The organism is Pelomonas nitida, assembly GCF_043555975.1.
Taxonomy (GTDB): Bacteria; Pseudomonadota; Gammaproteobacteria; order Burkholderiales; family Burkholderiaceae_C; genus Pelomonas; species Pelomonas nitida.
This window is the reverse complement of record NZ_JBIGIA010000033.1, coordinates 1-17,899: the sequence shown is the minus strand read 5'-3', so window position 1 is coordinate 17,899 and position 17,899 is coordinate 1. Positions and strand designations below refer to the sequence as shown.

General features: G+C 61.9%; 16 protein-coding genes and 1 pseudogene. 7 read left to right on the top strand and 10 right to left on the bottom strand.

Annotated features, from left to right (window positions below):
* From ACG00X_RS23675 to ACG00X_RS23650, 6 genes and pseudogenes are all read left to right on the top strand, one after another.
* Positions 1-114, top strand: a pseudogene (locus ACG00X_RS23675) (IS5/IS1182 family transposase); the annotation flags it as partial.
* Between the two features lie 101 nt (positions 115-215).
* Positions 216-770: a thymidine kinase gene (locus ACG00X_RS23670; protein WP_394492248.1), complete on the top strand. Its 555-nt coding sequence runs from the start codon at positions 216-218 to the stop codon at positions 768-770.
* A gap of 15 nt (positions 771-785) precedes the next feature.
* Positions 786-2,171: a gamma-mobile-trio recombinase GmtY gene (gmtY, locus tag ACG00X_RS23665; protein WP_394492246.1), complete on the top strand. Its 1,386-nt coding sequence runs from the start codon at positions 786-788 to the stop codon at positions 2,169-2,171.
* Positions 2,168-5,860, top strand: a complete 3,693-nt coding sequence (gmtZ, locus tag ACG00X_RS23660) for a gamma-mobile-trio integrase GmtZ (protein ID WP_394492244.1) — start codon at positions 2,168-2,170, stop codon at positions 5,858-5,860. Before gmtY ends, gmtZ begins: the two co-directional genes overlap by 4 nt.
* On the top strand, positions 5,857-6,495 hold the full coding sequence (gene gmtX, locus ACG00X_RS23655; RefSeq protein WP_394492242.1) for a gamma-mobile-trio protein GmtX: 639 nt from the start codon (positions 5,857-5,859) through the stop codon (positions 6,493-6,495). Before gmtZ ends, gmtX begins: the two co-directional genes overlap by 4 nt.
* A 14-nt stretch (positions 6,496-6,509) precedes the next feature.
* Positions 6,510-6,998, top strand: coding sequence for a GNAT family N-acetyltransferase (locus ACG00X_RS23650; RefSeq protein WP_394492240.1), 489 nt, complete (start codon positions 6,510-6,512; stop codon positions 6,996-6,998).
* Between the two features lie 34 nt (positions 6,999-7,032).
* On the opposite strand, the gene ACG00X_RS23645 is transcribed toward ACG00X_RS23650, so the two are convergent.
* Positions 7,033-9,144: a hypothetical protein gene (locus ACG00X_RS23645; RefSeq protein ID WP_394492238.1), complete on the bottom strand. Its 2,112-nt coding sequence runs from the start codon at positions 9,142-9,144 to the stop codon at positions 7,033-7,035.
* Between the two features lie 342 nt (positions 9,145-9,486).
* Positions 9,487-9,885 carry a P-loop NTPase family protein gene (locus ACG00X_RS23640; RefSeq protein ID WP_394492236.1) on the bottom strand — a complete coding sequence of 133 codons (399 nt, stop codon included), beginning with the start codon at positions 9,883-9,885 and terminating at the stop codon, positions 9,487-9,489.
* Positions 9,886-10,195: 310 nt separating this feature from the next.
* Here ACG00X_RS23640 and ACG00X_RS23635 point away from each other — a divergent pair, with 310 nt between their 5' ends.
* Positions 10,196-11,041, top strand: a complete 846-nt coding sequence (locus ACG00X_RS23635) for a hypothetical protein (protein ID WP_394492234.1) — start codon at positions 10,196-10,198, stop codon at positions 11,039-11,041.
* 87 nt (positions 11,042-11,128) lie between these two features.
* Here the strand turns inward: ACG00X_RS23635 and ACG00X_RS23630 are convergent, their stop codons facing one another.
* The 8 genes from ACG00X_RS23630 to ACG00X_RS23595 all read right to left on the bottom strand — a co-directional run bounded on the left by ACG00X_RS23630 (position 11,129) and on the right by ACG00X_RS23595 (position 17,753).
* Entirely contained in the window at positions 11,129-11,830 is a 702-nt protein-coding gene (locus tag ACG00X_RS23630; RefSeq protein ID WP_394492232.1) for a hypothetical protein, read from the bottom strand.
* A 508-nt stretch (positions 11,831-12,338) separates the two neighbouring features.
* Positions 12,339-13,139: a hypothetical protein gene (locus ACG00X_RS23625; protein ID WP_394492230.1), complete on the bottom strand. Its 801-nt coding sequence runs from the start codon at positions 13,137-13,139 to the stop codon at positions 12,339-12,341.
* Positions 13,140-13,142: 3 nt separating this feature from the next.
* Positions 13,143-14,060, bottom strand: coding sequence for an Abi family protein (locus ACG00X_RS23620; protein ID WP_394492228.1), 918 nt, complete (start codon positions 14,058-14,060; stop codon positions 13,143-13,145).
* A 176-nt stretch (positions 14,061-14,236) separates the two neighbouring features.
* Positions 14,237-14,431: a hypothetical protein gene (locus ACG00X_RS23615; RefSeq protein WP_394492226.1), complete on the bottom strand. Its 195-nt coding sequence runs from the start codon at positions 14,429-14,431 to the stop codon at positions 14,237-14,239.
* Positions 14,428-15,102: a hypothetical protein gene (locus ACG00X_RS23610; protein WP_394492224.1), complete on the bottom strand. Its 675-nt coding sequence runs from the start codon at positions 15,100-15,102 to the stop codon at positions 14,428-14,430. The genes ACG00X_RS23615 and ACG00X_RS23610 overlap by 4 nt, the downstream gene beginning before the upstream one ends.
* A gap of 250 nt (positions 15,103-15,352) precedes the next feature.
* Positions 15,353-15,511, bottom strand: coding sequence for a hypothetical protein (locus ACG00X_RS23605; protein WP_394492222.1), 159 nt, complete (start codon positions 15,509-15,511; stop codon positions 15,353-15,355).
* 214 nt (positions 15,512-15,725) lie between these two features.
* A complete protein-coding gene (gene repC / locus ACG00X_RS23600) occupies positions 15,726-16,592 on the bottom strand; it encodes a replication protein C, IncQ-type (RefSeq protein WP_394492220.1) in 867 nt (288 codons plus the stop codon).
* A 606-nt stretch (positions 16,593-17,198) separates the two neighbouring features.
* Complete coding sequence (locus ACG00X_RS23595; protein WP_394492250.1) at positions 17,199-17,753, bottom strand: MFS transporter; 555 nt, start codon at positions 17,751-17,753, stop codon at positions 17,199-17,201.
* Positions 17,754-17,899: the final 146 nt, after the last annotated feature.

Sequence of the window (17,899 nt, the reverse complement as noted above, 5' to 3'; positions counted from 1 at the left end):
GCCGCGTTTGGCAAGCTGCGCATCCGGTTTGAGCGCGCCGTCGAGACTCATGTGGCGCTGTTGAGCTTGGCCTGCTGCGTCATCTGTTGTCGCGCCTTGCCGGAATTTTGTTAGCGGCTCTTAGTCCGGAGCTCATCTGCCGGGAGCTAAAGTGCAAAGTTTTGCATCCTTGAAATCACCAAGGATGCAGCCCTTCGACGCTTCTGGAGAACCTCTTGGCCCGCCTTTGGTACCGCTATGCCGCAATGAATGCCGGCAAGACGAGCTCGCTCCTGCAGGTGGCGCACAACTACGAGGAGAACGGTGAGAAGGTCCTCCTGCTGACTTCGGCGTTGGACGACCGGGATGGCCCAGGGCTCATTTCCTCGCGCATCGGGCTCAAGCGGGAAGCTGCCACGTACACGTCGAGCACTAACTTCCTTGAGCGCCTGAAGGACGTAGAGGTTGCCTGCGTTCTCATCGACGAAGCTCAGTTCCTGACCGTTGACCAGGTGCGGCAGCTGCACCGCTGGGTGCATACCAACGACAGCCCGGTGATGTGTTTTGGGCTGCGTTCTGACTTCCGTGGAGACCCGTTCCCCGGTGCGGCCATGCTTCTGACACTCGCCGACAACCTCGAGGAAATCCGGACGGCCTGCCGCTGCGGCAAGAAGGCGACGATGAACATCCGCATCGACGAAGCCGGTGAGCGAGTTCAGGAAGGCGACCAGGTACTGATCGGCGGGAACAGCCGCTACCGGCAGGTCTGCGCGCGCTGCTTCTACAGCTGAGTCGAGCCTGGCGGGATGTTCGTCTCAGTGAAGGTCAAGGTCCGGACTGACAACACCGGAGCCATCATCCATATGCCCGGGCTGTTGACGCCGAACGGGCTGTTGACCCCGCTGCTGGACTACTTCCTCGCACGCTACCTGACACGCAGCATGTCCTGGCGGCGCAAGGTCGTGCGGTCGGTCGAACTGTTCATGGACTACGTTCAGGCCAACGCCGCGGAACGCGACACGCGCGCACTGTTCGACAACTTCGCCAAGCGCCTGACCGCTGGCACCTTCGGTGATGACAACGACGACCCTAGCGGCCTTTGCTGGCAGCCGCGGTCGGCCCCTGATGTCGCCAACATCATCACTGACCTCACCCTCTTCTTCGAGTGGCTCAGCACGGCTCAGCCCAAGTCCAAGGCCGGCAACATCAACCCGCTTGAACGCGGTAGCCCTTACGACCAAATGTGGGTGGATGCAGCTCGGTTGCACCGTCGTGAGAGGGCCCTGCTAGGCCACCTGTGGCCCAAGAAGGACGACGAAGGCAAGACCGTTCGAAGAGTCCAAGGCAAACGCGCCCCGACATCGCGTAAGGCTGAACCACCGGCATTCCCGGAAGAGCGCTTCCTGGACCTCATCTCGGATGGGTTCCGCGTTGGTCGTCGAACGAACTACCGGAACATCCTCATCACCCTGCTCATGCACGGCGCCGGTTTCCGCCCGTCTGAGCCGTTCCACTTGTATGTGGAAGACGTCGTTCAGCACCCGGCCAACCCGCGCTCATGCATCGTGCGAATCCATCACCCCTCCGAGGGGGCCGCCCCGGCCTGGTGGAAGGACCCGATGGGCAAAGCCAGCCAGCCGAATCGGGAGAGGTTCCTGTCCACCCAATTCGGACTGCGACCGCGAAACCAACTGGATGACGACCGAGAGGCCGGATGGAAGGGCTGCCTCTGCGATGCCCCTAACTACATGGAGGCGCACTGGCTCTCCCCCCAGTACGGCGAACTGTTCTGGACCAACTGGAAGCTGTACCTGGCCCAGGTCGCGCGCGAGGACCGCGACCACCCCTTCGCCTTCATCAACTTGGACCGAGAGCCCGTGGGCAGCATGTTCAAGCTTCCGCTGTTCAACGACCAGCACGCTGAGGCATGCCGCAGGATCGGCCTGGTCGTAGCAAAGCACCTCGGCACCACTCCCCACGGCCACCGCCATGCCTATGGCCGACGCTGCAAGAAGGCAGGCATCGAGCCCGAGCTCCTCCGCATCCTGATGCACCACTCGTCCATTGAGAGCCAGGAGGTCTACACGCAGCCTACCTCTGGCGAGGTTGAGGACGCGCTACAGAAGGCGGCCCTCAAGTTGAGCGCTGCTAGCACTCCATCGACGCGCATCACCTCCGCTATACCTACATGACCGTGGTTGAACATCCCGACATCACCCTTGAGCATCTGCTCGCGACGCGCAGCCTGGTGGAAGCCCGGCAAACGACGTTGCGCGCAGTCCATGAGGTCTGCCGGGCTCGGTTCAACAAGGGCCCGCGTTCCTTGCTGCGCTCTGAAGTCGGTGAAGAGCTGGAGAAGGCTGGCTTGCTGACCCAGCAGTCGTTCAAGCAGCCGCACTGCAACGTCTACGCCGAGTTGGCCATGGCGTGGCACATGTACTCCATCGCAGATGAGTTCAGCATCCCGGCCGACCTGCCTGCTGACCCCCCCCACAGCGTGCTGCTCCGTTTGTCTGCAATGCCCGGTCGACGCGCGGCGACCGCACACTCCTTGCGAGTGCTGCACCGGGCATGCTTGGATCGCTTCGAACGAGGCGAGCAGCACTTCGGTGCTGCAGAGCTGGCGCGAGAGGTCCCCAAGGGCGCGCTGGCATCCAAGGCCCTCACGCACTTTGTGCCTGAGGGCTTAGACGAACTGCTGGCCGCCTGGCAGCGCCATGCCGAGCAAGCCGGCGGCGCCGCAACGACGGGCCTTCCCGCGGAGCACCCGGACGCAGTCTTCGCCCGGCATCGCAAGGCAGCCAACCTGCGCATCGACGCCGCCGAGAGCCTCGAGGCCTTCCATAAGGCCTGCCAGGCGCGGTTTGAGCGTGGAGAGATTGACTTCACCAGCGTGTCGATGGGATACGAACTGGTCAAGGAGGGTGTCTTCTCAGAGCACCGGTCGACGGTCAATCGGCTGAACACGCTGCCTCGCTACGCCGAACTGTTGGCCGCATGGCAGCGCCGCGCGGACGAGACGTGGATTGACGTTGCGCCCGACCTGAGCCCTCGCAACCCACATTCGGTCTACCGCCGATTGAAGGCATCCCTGTTCAGAAGCGACCGTCTCCGCGTTCTGCTTGGTGCACATCGCGTCTGCTACGAACAGCACGCTGCAGGCGAGACCGACTTCACGTTGAACACCATCGGCAAGCTGTTGGCGGAGCGTGGCGTGACAGCCGACAGGCACGTCAAGCGCCACAGCCGCACCGAACTCCACACGCTGATTTCGTCGTGGTCCTTACACGCCCGCCCCTGGCTGGAAAAAGAAGGAGGGGTGCCTCCTCCACTGAAGCCGAGCGTCACGAAGGCAAACGACGTCGATCTGGATTGGGTCCGGCGTGACTACCCCCAGTTTGAGCCGTGGAGGGAGCCGGCCAGCGAATGGCTGAAGACCACAAATGCTGGGCTCTCAAGTCGCTTGGCGATGCTGGCGCCCTTCTTTCAAGACTATCTCACTCTGCCCGATGCGCCGGCTACACCGGCGGACCTGTTTGCGCGCGGCTCATCATTCCCTGACCCGGGCACGACCGTCACCGCAAAACTGAAGAAGGGGCAGGCCGCTCGAAGCAATCTGCTCCGCGACCTCTTCCAATGGACGTTGCTACGCGACTTCAGCCTTGAGGCGGACGACGGGGAACTGATCGTCTCGACCGCCTTCTACAACCCGCTGGAAAGGCAGAGCAAGAAGACAGGAGAGAGCGCTCCAAGCCAATCTGTCAGGTCCACGCTCCCCTTCGACTTCATCCATGAGCTGCGACACATCCTGGCAGAGGGCAAGGACTTCCGGGATTGGAAGTTCGCCCAGAATGCCCTCGGCGTCTCGCTTGGGAGCAAGGGGGCGCCGTCGAATGACTGGTACACGGTAGACCCTGGCGTCATCGACCGAAGCGATCCAGACTGCGTCTGGAGAAAGCGCGAGCGCACGCGCGGCCGCAAGAAGGTTGTCGACTACCAGATGTGGAGCCCGGTGCGCTGGGTTGCCGTACACACCAAGCTACTCCTCCCGCTGCGGACCTTCCAAGTGCGGATGTTGGACTCTGGGGAGTCCGACACCTGGAAGTACGAAGGGGGTGCTTGGAAGCTGAATGACCACCCCCTCGCAAGTCCTGAGGCTCAGCCTTGGCGGCAAGGCGTCCTCTGCCGGTCGACTGGTATCGACGAGGCTGAGACCACTGTGCTCTATGCGAACACCAACAAGACTGCCGACCTCGCGGTGTCCGGGCCAAACAAGGGCTACGAAATCCCGTGGTACGTCGCGGGCGACGTTGTCGAGAACGTGTTCTATTGGCTGGAGAAGCTGCGCAACTGGCAGGCGAAGTACAACCCCATCCGCCGCCGCACCTCGTGGTCTGAGCTCGAGGGCCGTCACATGGGGACCAAGTCAGCGGCCCAACTGGCCTCCTATCCGGACACCTGCTTCCTGTTCCGCATGGCCCAGGACTCCGATGAGGAGCGGATGCTGCCGGTGACGGATAGCGTGGTCAGTAGCGCTTGGTTTGCCCTGCTCGAGGAGTACCAGACGCGGCTGGCTACCCGAAACGAATGCCACCCAGGCGGTCGGCCGATTGTCCTTGTGACGCGGGAAGACGGCCGAACCTCGTCGAAGTTCCCCTTGCATAGTCTGCGGGTCTCTCTCATCACGGCGCTCGCCCTGGACGGCGAGGTTCCGTTCCCGATCCTGCAGAAGCTGGTGGGCCACAGCCGGCTCATCATGACCCTGTACTACACCAAGCCAGGGAACGCACGAATCGCAGACGTTCTGGCGCAGGCAGCTGTGAAGCTCGACGCCAAGCGCGAAGCAAGCCTGCACGCCTTCCTGCTCGACACTGAGCACGAGGCTCTGCTCCAGCAGGCGGTCTGCAACAGTCAGTCCACCCTACGGACCGTCATCCCCATCCACCCGGCCGAGCGCAACGCCGCAGGGTGGATGCACATGCATCATGGCCTGTGCCTGGTGGGCGGCAATGTGAGCGAAATCGGGGACAGCCCAACGATTGGTGGCTGCCACAACGGCGGCGAGGCCGATGAACGGGGACGGTTCCAACCCGTCCCGGGCGGGCCGCGCAACTGCGTCCGGTGCCGCTGGTTCGTCACCGAGCCGCACTACCTGCAGCAACTCGTCGACCACTTCAACCACACGGCCTACCACTTTGACGAGGCTCGAAACGACGCGCTGGAGTCCCACAAGAGGCTCCAGGGTGCCAAGCGTGCCAAAGCCGAAGCGGAAGCCCAAGGCGAGCTGGACACCGAGAAGCTGCGCAGCGCCGTTGTCCAGGCGGACCGAGTGCGTGGCGCCAAGTACAAGCGCTTCAGCGACCTGGTCGAAGACCTGGTGGCGTGCTGGCGTCTGATTGAGCGCTGCAGAGACGTGCTGATGGCTGGCCAGGGGGAGGGGCGCCAGCTTGTGCTGCAGGGCGCGGCCACCGACGTCGAGTTCGTCTTCGAGGAGACCGAGTCGGAGCTCCTGCAGCTCTGTGGCGTGTGTGACAGCGTCGAGCTGTACCCCGACCTCGATCCGGGCAAGGCCGTGCTGCGCCGTAGCCAGCTTCTCGATGCGCAGCTTCTCCGCGACGGGCTCCCTCCGATGTTCCTGGCCCTCAGCGCGGAGGAGCAGTTGAAGGTCGGCAACGCAGTGATGCAGCGGCTCGCCGCCGCGGTCTCACCAGACAGCCCATTGGTTGGGCGACGCAAGGTGGTTGAACTCATCGACGCCGGCGCTCGCTTGGGAGATTCCTTGGGCATCAAGCTCGTGGACGCGCTTCCATCCGCCCCCGCTCGTCCGCTGTTCCCCCTGCGTGCCACGGTCAAACCAGTTGATGAAGCGATAGACGCATGAGTACGGTGAACCACCCCGAAAGCACGTTGGAGCAGCTTCTTGCTCAGAAGCCTCGCCCCCAGAAAGCCAAGAACCTGCTGGCCATCCATGAGGTGTGCCGGGCACAGCACGCCGCGGGATCGCGGGACCTGACGGTCAACGCCATCGGCAAGCTCTGCGAGGAGCAAGGCATCTTGAAGGCCCGTGGGCTGTACAACGAGCCGGCGAAGGACTATCGGGCACTCATCGAAGCCTGGGCCGTTCTCGCAGGCCCGCCTGTACCGAAGCAGGACAAGAAGCTCGCCACGGACGAGTATGTCGACCGAATCCCAGACCCCGCCACACGGACCTTGGTGCGCAGCGTCATCGCGGAACGCAACAAGCTTCTTGCCCAGCTCAACACGCTGAAAGCCGCGACGGTCATACAGGTAGATCGCCGGCCGGCTCTTGCTGCTGCCACTGGTGGGCCCACCGCCGCTTCGGCGAGCCTGACAGAGTCGGAAAGGGACGCCCTCAAGAAGGCCATCTCCCCTGAGTTCCTCGAGTCAAAAGCCTGGGTTGAGGTTGAGTGGGGCGAAATCCTGGACGCGGGCGGATGGTCGCTGTTCGATCCGGGGTTCGCCACAGGGCTTCGCAAGCTGCTGGGCGAGTCCTGAATTAGGCTTGAGCTATGGCACTCCCGGACATTTCCCTTGCACTTCAATCCTTCCAGCAGGCCCTGAACGCCGGGGAGCTGTCTCCGCTGCCCGGCACCTTGGACGAACAGCTGTTTCTGCATGTGGATCGCCCTGGCGATGACGTGAGGCTCACCTACGTGAGGCTTGATGGCAGGACCGTCACGGCCCTGATCCAGTTCATCCCCGTTGAGCCCATTGACGGGGAGGTGTGCTTCGGCGTGGGCTGGGCGGTGCCGGAGGCACTTCGCGGACAAGGCCGAGCTGGTGAGGCCTTCCTGGCTGCAGTGAGGGAGATGCGTCACGGCTTCCGCACGAAGATGGAGTCCTTCTGGCTCGAAGGCATCGTGAGCGCGGAGAACGTGGCTTCTCAGCGACTCGCTGCTCGCGTCATCTCTGCTTCACCCACGCCGAGCGTAGATGGCGAGGCCGGTGTGCCCGTCCTGCAGTATCTGCGCCACTTCGACGCGTCCACGCAGCTGTAAGCCAGGCCCTACGGCCTGGCCCTGGGTGCCGCCGTTAGTCGAGCTGAACCCTCAACTTGTCCTTGTAGACCCGGAGCCGGGCTTCGGCCCTGTCGATGAAGTGCTGATACAGCAGCACTTCGGTGTACAGCTCACCGTAGGCCCTTCCGGTCGCAAAGTCTCGCAGTTGGTCGCTTTTGAAATAGCCGCGACCGTCGGCGAACTGGGTGTATGCCGTGTCCATCCGGTTCGGGTCAACGGTGCAGCCGATTAGGTAGCCATAGAACTTCTTGATTCGGCCATTGGACTTTGCGGCCAAGAGGCGAGCGTACTGAGCTAGGTCGGGGATATGTTCCTGAAGACCTACGTCGGGCGCCTTGAACTCGATAATTATCGCGGAGCCTTCCTTCGTGAAAAGCGCGATATCAGGCCGCTTCGCGTCATGGTTCTTATTATTTTCAGCGAACAGCCTCTCCAAACTCTCATCAATATCCGGCTCGAACATATTCTCTGTCGCCGTCCATTTGATTGACTTCAGAGGCTTGTCTGAAGCTATGTACTCGAAGTATTGATACTCCTCATTGAGCAGCCAAATGTCGTGCTCTGCCGTTTCTTTAGAGTCTTTCCCCATCGGAAAGAAGATGTTATGAATGATCCGCTCGTTCTCGTTCTTCTTGCCTGGCTCCGGCGCCTGACATTTAAGCAGGCCGTCGACGGCCATCCCGAGCACCTCAATCATTGCGCTGCGACGAACGACGAGCTGCGATAGGTTTGTCATGTCCATCTTCTTGATGGAGCTCGTGTACTTCCAAGCCAGTTCTGATACCTTTACCCTGAAGTCGGCGGAGCGAGGGTCCAGCTTCAGCAACTCGTCCTTTATCCTGAATAGGTTCGAGGTATCACCGACGATTTCTTCCTGAAGCTTCTTCAAGACTCGGCGCGCGATGTTCTCTTCGCTGTCGCCATAGTGAATCTTGATGTTGGTCCCCTCCATCATCTGACGCGTGATGCCGAAACGCTGCTCGGTGGAGCGAACCAGCACGTCCTTGTCAAAGTCCGGTGGCGTGATGATCTGGAAGACATAGTCCTCGAGCGAGGCAACCACATCCTCCAGTGAGAACTCCTCCTTTAGAGTGTCATTCTCGGTGCAGTTCGCCGGGATGTTGAAGCCATCTCGCTGCTGATTCACCTTCTCTTCAAGAAGATCGCCTTCGACCAGGAGCAATTCAAACTTACCGGCTGTGGGACGTTTGCGGTCCATCGCATTGCGAAGGTACCGCTTAGTGATTTGCTGGACGACGGCTGAGTTGGCACAAAGGGCCACTTCATGCTGAAAGTTCGGAAAGAGGTCCTGCGCGAAGGAATATCTAGTAACTCGCAGCGTAGGCCCACTTCGTAGCTCCTTACCGTGGCTGCAAATCAGCGGCAGGCTTGCGACCTCCCCAACAGGCTCCGGTAGTACCTTGTCGTCTATGAACTCCGTCTCAAAAACATCACCGTAGCGGGACTCCACCTCAATCTTGAAGTCGCCTATCAGCTTCTTCAAGATGATGAGGCGCTGGAGAAACGTGGTGTACAGGTGACTGGCAACCGCTTTCGCCGAGAAAATCTCGGGCACTGATGCTTCGTCCGCCTTCTGCTCCGGAGTTAGTGAACTCTGCCGACGCCCCTTCAAGGCGAACGTGGTCGTGATCTGACTTTCATCGGCCGGCGTGGTTACGAAAGACTGCTCGGAAACTAGGCGCGTGGAATCGTCGACCTGGAGCTGCCTGCGTTCGGCCTTGCCCTCGCGCTCAAACACGCTGTCGATGGACATCCGCTCGAAGTGGTGGAAAAACTGAATTCGCCCCGCTCCTTTACATTTGCCGATGCCCGGAATCTGTAGCAAATCCTTATAGGTGGAATCCTTCGTGACGAAAGCTTTGACTTCGTCGTCTCCGAACCCGGCGCCGTTGTCGGTGCAAGATATCTCGACATTGAACCGCGCGTCAAATAGATCGGTACGCGAGATGTTGACGCTCACACTTAACTCAAAAGGAGGCGCAGCCAAGCGGCTCCGTCGGATGAGGTATGAGTCGATGGCATTCGAGAGCATCTCCTCAAAAACCACATAGTCGCTGTGATTAACGGCGGTGTTTTTGCGACCACCTAGAACGTCGAGTGCCATAGAGGTTTCTAATCTATTAAGCTCAACCCACGTCTTCGCGGGGCCCATCCCTTTTCGCAATCTCTCCAGCGCATGGGCGCGTATACCCAAACACGAGCGTTTTGCCACCTCAATCATCGCTGGTTTTAGGCTAACCGACAGCGGCGTCCACGCAGGTGTGCGCTTCGCCTGGCGACACAGCCGGCCCGGAAGGGGCGCATGGCCGGAATGACGTGCTGCAACATGGTCCCAACGCCACGACCGCGTCAGGCCATGTCTGTCAATCCCAGCTTCGGCATAAGCTTGCGAGGCTACGAGGAAGGCGCTGGTTGTTCACTGCCTGCGCCTTCCCCCTCGATGGGGCTAGTTTTGCTGGAGCTCCGCCAGCCGGCGTCGAGCATCTCCAACAGCCTTCGCCATCTCGGCTTTACTCTGCCTCTGGTAGTAGAGCTCCACCATGCCCAACGCAACCCCGGTGTGCTGCCGAAGCAAATGCAGGGAGTGCTGCGACTCGACGTCTTGGGCAAGGGCCATCACCAGTTTCCGGCGCTGATCGAGCGCGGCACTGGTGGCAAGACGCTCCTGCGAGCTATTCGCAGTGCTGTTGGACGCCTTGGCCATCAACGACCAGTTCGCGTAGCCCAGGGTGGCCGCAATGCGGTCTTGGGCATCGTTGAGGGGGATGCCCTGGTCACGGGCAAGATTCTTGGCATCGCGGCGCAGGCGCACCAGCTTCGAGCCGGACGGAATGGAAGTAGTCATAGCAGGCCTAACTTGGGGTCTGCCGGTTCCTCAACGCGCCCACACATCGAGCGGCGACCCGTAGTCGGTCCACCTGACGAGTTCTTCGCAGCCGTTGGTCTCAGCTTCGCCAATGTGGGCGGGCGGGCCGGCGAATCGGCCTTCAAACCCAGTATAGGCACGTCGAGGTTAGCTGCTGCGCGGCTCGGCGAGCCATTCGAGCGCAGTTCGCCCTACTGGCATGTGCTCCCGCACGTGGTGGGGCGCGTCCCTCGTGCCGTTCTGCTCCACTTACCGTTCCAGAACGACGTCCGTTAGGTTCGGATCGCCGATGACATCCTTACCTCGCCAAGCGCTTGAGCGCGCCAAGGAACTGCTTGCAAACCCGGTCGAGTTCAACTTGCGCTATGCGGCGCTGGAACTCCGCGTGGTCATGGAGATGGTGACCTACGAGAAGCTTGTCGCCGCGCAGGACGTCATCCCGCCTGAAGTTCTCAAGACCTGGCAGCCGCCGCAAGCGGTGAAGTCTTTGCTTGAGTTCCAAGAGCACGCGGATCAGACCTTCACCATCGAAGTGGCCGCTCCGGGCCAAGAGCCGGAGGATTTCGACCAACTCGATGACGCTGAGAAACTCGAGCACTTCCAGAAGCTCGACTTCAAGAAGCTAGGCGAGCACCATGCCTTGAGCCTCAAGTGGCTCAAGAAAAACTACAACAAGATCGGCAACCTCCTTCACGCTCCGAGCCCTGGTTCATCGGCGCAAGAGCCAGCAAGGACCGCGAAGTACCTGGCTGAGGTCGTTTCCGAGCTTGACCTCGTGCTCAGCAGCACGATTTCGACGTTCGTTGAGAGGGGCGGCTGCGTGTTCTCATGCCAGTCGTGCGGCAAGCCCGTCATTCGGAATGCGGAGGCGATGAAGGCAGGCGCTCTTGCCGTGTGCTCGACACCCGACTGCGATGGAGCCTATCGGCTGGTCAACCCGGGTGACGACGAGTGGACGGTCGAGCCAGTCCAGGCAAAGTTCAAGTGCCCAGCATGCAGCCATGAGTCGATCTACTGGCCACGCAAGGTCAAGGTTGGCTCCGCGCTCAAATGCCCAGGTTGTGCTCGGCGCTTTGGCGTTTTCGGCTACCAGTGGCAACTCAAGGAACTTGGCCCAGACGAGGTTATGAAGTGACCGCGCTTGGCGACGTGAGGTGCGCGTCGCGCCGTTACCAGCCTGTCCAGGCTGGCCTGACTCTCTCAGTCTTTCTAGGCGAGTTGCTTACACGCTGGCTGCGCCAGTGCCTTCATGGGCTGTTCTTTGACGCACTTCAGCGACCTCCCACTGGTCAAGAATCGCGTTCAACAGCGCCGCGTAGGCTTCGATGAATGCGGCTACGAAGCCGGGCTGCAGAACGAGCACCCCGCCAAGCAGCTTCACGTCGTCGGGCCGACTGTCGAGCAGCTGCGCAACCTCTGCCTTCGACCGGTCCATCTCACCCGTTTCATGCGCAATGGCGTTGCGGACCAGACGGTAGCCATCCAAGTCCGTCCAAAGGTGCTCCGGGATGGTCAGTTGAGCTCTCGTCTCGACCACGGCCCTGGCAGCGACAACCACGGAGTCCCTGCCCAGGCTTGTCCCGCTCCAATCAGATTGCGCGAACCTCCGGAGCTCAATGGCTACCGCTTTGAGCCGGCTTTCGAACAGCGAGTAGGCCAGCACCATCAGGCTGTACTGATGTTGGTTTGGGATGTGGCGCGTCAGCAGTTCATGGTCGTCGGACCTGTGCTCGTAATAGGCTTCTTGATCCTCCGCAGACATGCCTGCAACTTCACGGGCCTCCTCCGCATCGCGCTCAGCAAGACTCGCGTCCCACACCTGCCTGGTTAGATCGGCTGTTCGCCGAATGTCATCCAGTTCGTACGCGAGCATCCGGCGATGGCGGGTTGCAGCAGCACGGCGCTGGTATCTCGCGGCTTGCATGTTGTCTCCATTGAGGCCTCAGGTCGTCTGCAGCATGCGCTTTCAAGCTCGCCGAATCTTCTCGCCGGCCTGTCGCCAAAGGCCCTCTGGACTGGAGGGCACCCAGTTGCCAACAGACTCGGCCCCACCGCCTGCGCCGTGAGACATCACCCAATAGGAGATTTGGGGGGTGTCGCCGAAAGCAGCGCCGGCATCCGCAATCCAGGTTCCCTGGTTGTCCAAGACCTGCCAGTCGTGCCGCACCGCTGGGTGTCCCTTGATGCTCTCGAGGGAGTTGTAGGGACCGACGCTGACCAAGAGCGTGTGTTTGCCGCTGCACTCCGAGTGACTGCAAGGGAAGCTCACAAGGAAGTCAGGTTGCCAATCTCCAACAGAGACCGGGTTCGTATGCCAAGCCCAGGCGGACAAGTCGAAGAAGGCTGCCCACTGGGCGTGCAGCGGCGTCGCGAAACGGAGGCCTTTGTATGTGGCGGACATTGAAGAAGCTCCCTTTATGTGGCGCTCCATCCTATGGCTTCGCCCGGTAAGGACCTAGTTCATTCGGAGCTGGGCGCTTCCATGCGGGATCGAACCAGCGCGGCCGTGAGGTAGGGTGGAGGCGCGCAAGGATGTCTGTCGCAGTCTCTGGGAACTCGAACGGATCGCAGAAGGCCAACGTGTGCAGCACCTGCTTCGAGGTGGCACTTGCGAGGTTCCCGCGCTTGAAGTGGATCAACTCGTCCCGAACCTCGTTGAGGTGCTTGTAACGCCCCCACAGCAGCGAGTCGCCAGCCGGCGAATCCACGCCCATGACTTGTGGCACATGGCGTTTCAGCTTCTCTCCAGTGCCCACGTGACGCTCGATTTCCTCCGCCGTCATCGGGCGCTTCTCGCCATTCTTCTTCACCATGCGAGGCTCGGTCATGAGCCCAACAAGGGTAAGGTTGCAGAACGCCTCCAACGCTGAAAAGCTGCTGCTAACTGCCTGCATTGCCTCTTCCATAAAGTCGAAGAGGGCCGACGTGGATGAGTCCTCGAGCGCGACCCGAGGTCGCGTCCCTGGCCGATCAAAAGGCGGAAACCAAGCGGGCACGCGCTGCCACTGGATGTTCGTGCTCTCGGCGGCCGCGCGTGCAGCACTGCGCCAGGCTGCATTCAGGTGCAGCGCTACGACCGACGGAGCGGGGAAGCTGACCTCCGCCCCGTTCCTGACGGCGAACGCCGTCTGGGTGAGCTGCTGCGGCTCAGGGAACGGAGCACCAGGCTTGCCCGTTACCCATCCGACGAGGTGAAGCCGTCGGTCTCCTGCTGGGTCGGGCAATTTCGCCATGACCTAGGCCGGAATGAAGATGCCTTCGCCGCCGTGGTCGAACAGCTTCACGGGGCGGTTCCGCTGCATGACCGCGGCGAGCTGTTGGCGCAGGGAGTTGACGCTCATGGAAGGCGTCTGCACGACGTGGCAACCATCCTTGAAGCGCTGCACACCGCGGGGCGACAGCAGGAAGTCCAGGCGGGCGCGCCAGCTGGACGCGACTAGATTCGCCTGCAGGTCCGGCGACAGGGCATGCACCGTCCTGTCGAGTAGGGCCAGCAATCGGGCAAACCGGAAGAACGTGGACGCCTCGTCGACGGAGGCCGGGCACAGCAGGATCGCCGGGGCGGGGGCTACTGGCGAGGTGTCCAACACGTCGGAGAACTTCCACAGCGGCTCGTGGTGGGCGATACGGTTGCGCGTGTCGCTGAACTCAAGCAGCTCGATGCAGGCGGCATGGCGATCCGGAAGGCTGAACCAGTTCGGCGCCGCACCAGGGAGGCTCAGGAGATGGGCCGGCAGAACCTTGGGCGGGAGCGTGGGGAACTGCTTGGCCAGCCAGGTGAAGATGTTGGGCCAGAAGCCGAACGTCAGCCGGGACACGATTTCGTCCGGAGAGAGGGTGACATGGGCCGGCGCCTTGTCGCGAACCCGCTTGATCTGCTTCTTCGCTTCGGATTTCAGGGCGCTGGCATGAATGTCCCACCAGTGGCAGCTGGTGCTAGACCCTCCGCTAGCATTCAGGCTGAGCTCGCGATGGATGCTGTTGCGCAGCGAAATCTCAAGGTAAGACAGGAGCTTTGACAGCTCACCGCATACCTCGCCGTTCCACATGTATAGGCCGATGGCTGTGTCGAGGTTTACCTTCCAGTAGCCGCGGTAGCTGTCGAGACGGGGTTTTGAGACGACTTGTTCGAAGACATGGCTCTGAGGAAGCATCGGAAGCTTGTCCTAGGGCATTTATTGGAGTACATTTATCCCTGACGCGCTGGTTAGACAACCCGCAAGGGCGCGACCCAGTGTAAAGAGTGTGAAGGCCTCCGCAAGGAGGCTTTCCGCTTTCTGGGGCAGGAATCTGCGTGGTGGTGCGGTAGCTAGATCGCCATCGAACGGGCTCATCCCACACCGATGAGGCGCAGCAATTCGGTCCAGCGCCCACCCAGGCCAGCTCCGCCGGCGGTGAGGATCAAGACCACCAGCACCAGACGCACGTCCCGCGACACGAGCGCGCGACGTCGCTCCCGGTCATCCTTGAACGCAACGTACGGGCTGTTGTCCCGGCCGGCGGCGCCATTCCCGCGGCCGATCACGTCGCCTCCGGATTCGGCTTGGCTTGCGACCTCGGCTTGGCCACCGGTTGCGGCTCGGGTGCAGGAATCGGCGGCTGCCGCTCTCGGACCGGGACCTCGTCAGCCGCCTTCCGACCAGAGCGTCCCCCCTTCTTCGGCGGCTCGGCGGCCTTAGCGTCCTCCTCGCGCAAGCTCGTCCAATGCTTGCGGATCGCCTCGATTTCCGAGAAGGCCCCCACTTCCGCAGCTCGATTCTCGAACCGGCTAAACAGCCTCTTCGACACCCAGCCGCGCTGGTACATGTGCTCCATCGCCACGTTCGGGTTCAGCAGGAGAACGTAGTTGAAGTCGTGCGTCTCCCCCTCCTCGACGTCAATGAGGTGCAGCTCCTTGAGCTTCTTCATACGCCGACGCCAGGTATCGACCGCGCGCTCGCCGGTGAAACCCGCCTCCGCCGCGAAGGTCCCGGGGTTCTCGATGACGAGCAGCGGGTTGTCCGGCGACCGTGCCCAGAGACAGAACAGCGTGTGACCAGCGGGCTGGCCCTTGCTGTTGGCGTCGACGGCCTGCATCACCAGCGGGAGCGTGCGCGGCACGGTGGTGTAGCCATCGTGCTTCTGCCTGGTCCACAGCCAGTCATCGCAGTAGTCGGGGAAGTGATGTTGCAGCAGCCGGTCCGCCCGGGCGGTCATGCTTTCACGCTTAGCTTTTGCCTGTCGGACAGATGCCATGTCGGTCGCCCTAAGTTGTCATAGGCGAAGTTTCTTCCTATATCTTCAACTCATCAACTTGAGAGGCGCTGGATTCCAGGAACTCACGGCGTTTAAGTGGGCCTTCTTGATTCGTCAGATGACATTTTTTGGCGCTTGAAACAAAGTCCAGTTGCGCGGAAACGCACGTATTTCCGACAAGTTCCCCCATTCCATCGGACAAAGGGGCGAATCAGCGGTGCTCAATGTGCTCGTAGTGCTCGGCGTGCTCTATGTGCTCGCAGTGCTCTGGGGTGATGGTGGAGGAAGAGGGGGAAAATCGCCCCTCGATTTCGGGTGGCTGGAGCACCACAAAACAGGCCCCGATGACGCTCCAGAGTTCTGCATGCATGCGACGGCTTCACCCACCCGGCCGGGGCAGGGCTGACGGCATCGGTGAAGCTCCAGCCCACAGCGCAAGGCAACCTCCCCGGCCAATCTGGCTCGCAGCTTGGCTAGGGGCGCCGAAATCACGCGGCCACCAGGTGCCGCAGTAGGGTCGCCCTGCTCGCGGCCAACCCGCCGCTGGCAGGTCTTCGCCTTACCGACACTTCAGCGGTTGGTCACTAAGCCGGGCGGTGTATGAGGAACTTCGGCACGCCCTGAGCGTTCACGCCTGCGTCGCTGACCCCCCAGCCCAGCACCCTGACCAGCTCCTCGATTGCTTCCCGTACGCGCTCCGCGCCATGACGCCACTGGTGACGCGTGAGAGCGCTGGACTCGACCCCGCTTAGATACGAGACGAGTGTGTCCAGCCCGTGCTCAAGTTCCTCGCCGCGGTTCAGGTGGCAGAGCCGGTGGTGGATGAGCCGGGCTGACTCGCCCTTGAGAAGGCGAACCTCCGTCATGCTCAGCTGCAGGTAGTGGCTACCCCGCCGCCCTGCACGGGCGGCCCGCGCAAGCTCAGGGTGCAAACGGACCCGGAGTCCTGCACGGCGAAGACCAGCGTCGCCAGGCTCTACATGGCTTAGAAGCGGCTCGCCAACCGCCAGGGTGGCCCGACCATCGCGCCTGGACAGCACGCCTTCGCAGAGCCTGGCGACGCTGGCTTCAAGGCGGCGGGTGACCGGGCCTGAGCCGGCAGAGCTATGACCTGCCACCTGGCCCAGACGGCGGTAGCTCAGCTCGAGGATGAGCGGGGCTCGCGACGTGCGGTCGCCAGCGGGCGGGTCATGCTCGACCGCATCAGACGCGATGGCCAAGAGCGCCTGCAGCGTCCTCAGGTCATCGACTGCGAGCTGCGGCCCGACATACGTCACGACAAGCTTCGCGGCCGAGAACTGCTTCTCCAGCGACACCTGCGGGCGGGCAGCTGAGTCCTTCCTGACGCTCCTGAACAGCCCATCCAGGAGGACTATGCATCGGTCGAGCTTGGCGGCTGCGGGCAGGTGAGCGTCATCGACGGCAAGCGTTGGATCGGGAGAAGGAAGCACGGTGAGCGATACCCTGCGCGCTCACAACTGTGAAGGCAATGCGGTACTTGACGGTCAGGCGAAGTGTGGAGTTTAGCGGCGCGAGCGGGTCTCGCCAGCCTGCCAAATTCGTACTATCACGCGCACTCGGGCTGATGGATCGAGCCGCGCCTGCGCCGAAATGTTGGTTGGATTAGTGGCCGTTTTGCGAGCTGGCCGGCAACGCCAGAGGCCGGATTTCGCGCCGTCCTATCTATATCTATGTATCCCTACGGCTTTTTTTTCCTCCCTAGGGGCGCAACGAACTGCTCGCGAACGAGGCGTTGCTGCCCGGTCGGCCAAGGAGCCATCGGAGGGCGCTGGGGGTGCTTGGAGCCACTTCCGGGTTGAGAGGTCGAAATCCGTGTTGGCCTGCGCAGATGCGTGCGGCCCGCCGCACGCCCTGGGTGCAACTGCATCGCCTCGAGGTCAGCCACGCGAGCGCTGATGGGATCAGATGGCTGGCGGAGCAGCTCCTTTACACGGAGTCGGCCCGCAGAACTGCAGGTTGCACTGGCCCACCAGGGCGGCCGGCTACTGAGCCGGGCCCCTTCAACATGGCCGCCGAACTGCAGCGGCGCGACAGCCCTAGTTGATGCTCAGCGTGCGCCGCCCGAATTGGCCGGCCGCGATGGAGAGCGCAGCCGACACGGCCAATAGACCAGCCCCGGCAAGGAAGGTCAGCTGATAGCCCTGATGGTCGAACAACAGTCCGCCCACGCTTGCCCCGAGGGTGATGGCGAGTTGAATGATCGCCACCATCAGCCCGCCGCCGGCCTCCGCATCTTGAGGCAACGTCTTCGCCAACCAGGTGAACCACGCCACGGGCGCCGAGGTCGAAACCAGCCCCCATACCGCCAGCAGCACCGCAGTGGCAGGCAACGAGCGCCCTGCAGCAAGCAGAACGACCACCATGGCTGCCATGAGCACCGGAGTCACAACCAAGACGGTACGCAGGCTCCAGGTCAGGAGATGGCCAACGAAGACGGTACCGACCAGGCCGAACACGCCGATGAGCAGTAGGAGCATCGACAGTGTCGACACATCAACCTGCGTTACTCGCTCCAAGAAGGGGCGGAGATAGGTGAAGACCGCGAACTCCCCCATGAACAGGACGCCGACGGCCAACATGCCGAAGACCACCAAGGGGCTGCGCAAGAGCTGACCTTGCCCCTGAATTCCGTATCCCATAGCTGGACTACGCGTTGACTTGCCGGCGTTGGCCGGCGAGCCAGTTTTCTTCGAACTGCATCGGGCTGACGTAGGCCAGCGTCGAGTGCAGCCGAGTT

Excerpts from the sequence above, each read along its gene's own strand:
- ACG00X_RS23635 (WP_394492234.1), top strand. The coding sequence starts at position 10,196 with ATGACATCCTTACCTCGCCAAGCGCTTGAGCGCGCCAAGGAACTGCTT.
- ACG00X_RS23610 (WP_394492224.1), bottom strand. The coding sequence starts at position 15,102 with ATGACCGCCCGGGCGGACCGGCTGCTGCAACATCACTTCCCCGACTAC.
- ACG00X_RS23605 (WP_394492222.1), bottom strand. The coding sequence starts at position 15,511 with ATGCATGCAGAACTCTGGAGCGTCATCGGGGCCTGTTTTGTGGTGCTC.
- ACG00X_RS23625 (WP_394492230.1), bottom strand. The coding sequence starts at position 13,139 with ATGGCGAAATTGCCCGACCCAGCAGGAGACCGACGGCTTCACCTCGTC.
- ACG00X_RS23640 (WP_394492236.1), bottom strand. The coding sequence starts at position 9,885 with ATGACTACTTCCATTCCGTCCGGCTCGAAGCTGGTGCGCCTGCGCCGC.
- ACG00X_RS23630 (WP_394492232.1), bottom strand. The coding sequence starts at position 11,830 with ATGCAAGCCGCGAGATACCAGCGCCGTGCTGCTGCAACCCGCCATCGC.
- gmtY (WP_394492246.1), top strand. The coding sequence starts at position 786 with ATGTTCGTCTCAGTGAAGGTCAAGGTCCGGACTGACAACACCGGAGCC.
- gmtZ (WP_394492244.1), top strand. The coding sequence starts at position 2,168 with ATGACCGTGGTTGAACATCCCGACATCACCCTTGAGCATCTGCTCGCG.
- gmtX (WP_394492242.1), top strand. The coding sequence starts at position 5,857 with ATGAGTACGGTGAACCACCCCGAAAGCACGTTGGAGCAGCTTCTTGCT.
- ACG00X_RS23620 (WP_394492228.1), bottom strand. The coding sequence starts at position 14,060 with ATGCTTCCTCAGAGCCATGTCTTCGAACAAGTCGTCTCAAAACCCCGT.
- ACG00X_RS23645 (WP_394492238.1), bottom strand. The coding sequence starts at position 9,144 with ATGGCACTCGACGTTCTAGGTGGTCGCAAAAACACCGCCGTTAATCAC.
- ACG00X_RS23650 (WP_394492240.1), top strand. The coding sequence starts at position 6,510 with ATGGCACTCCCGGACATTTCCCTTGCACTTCAATCCTTCCAGCAGGCC.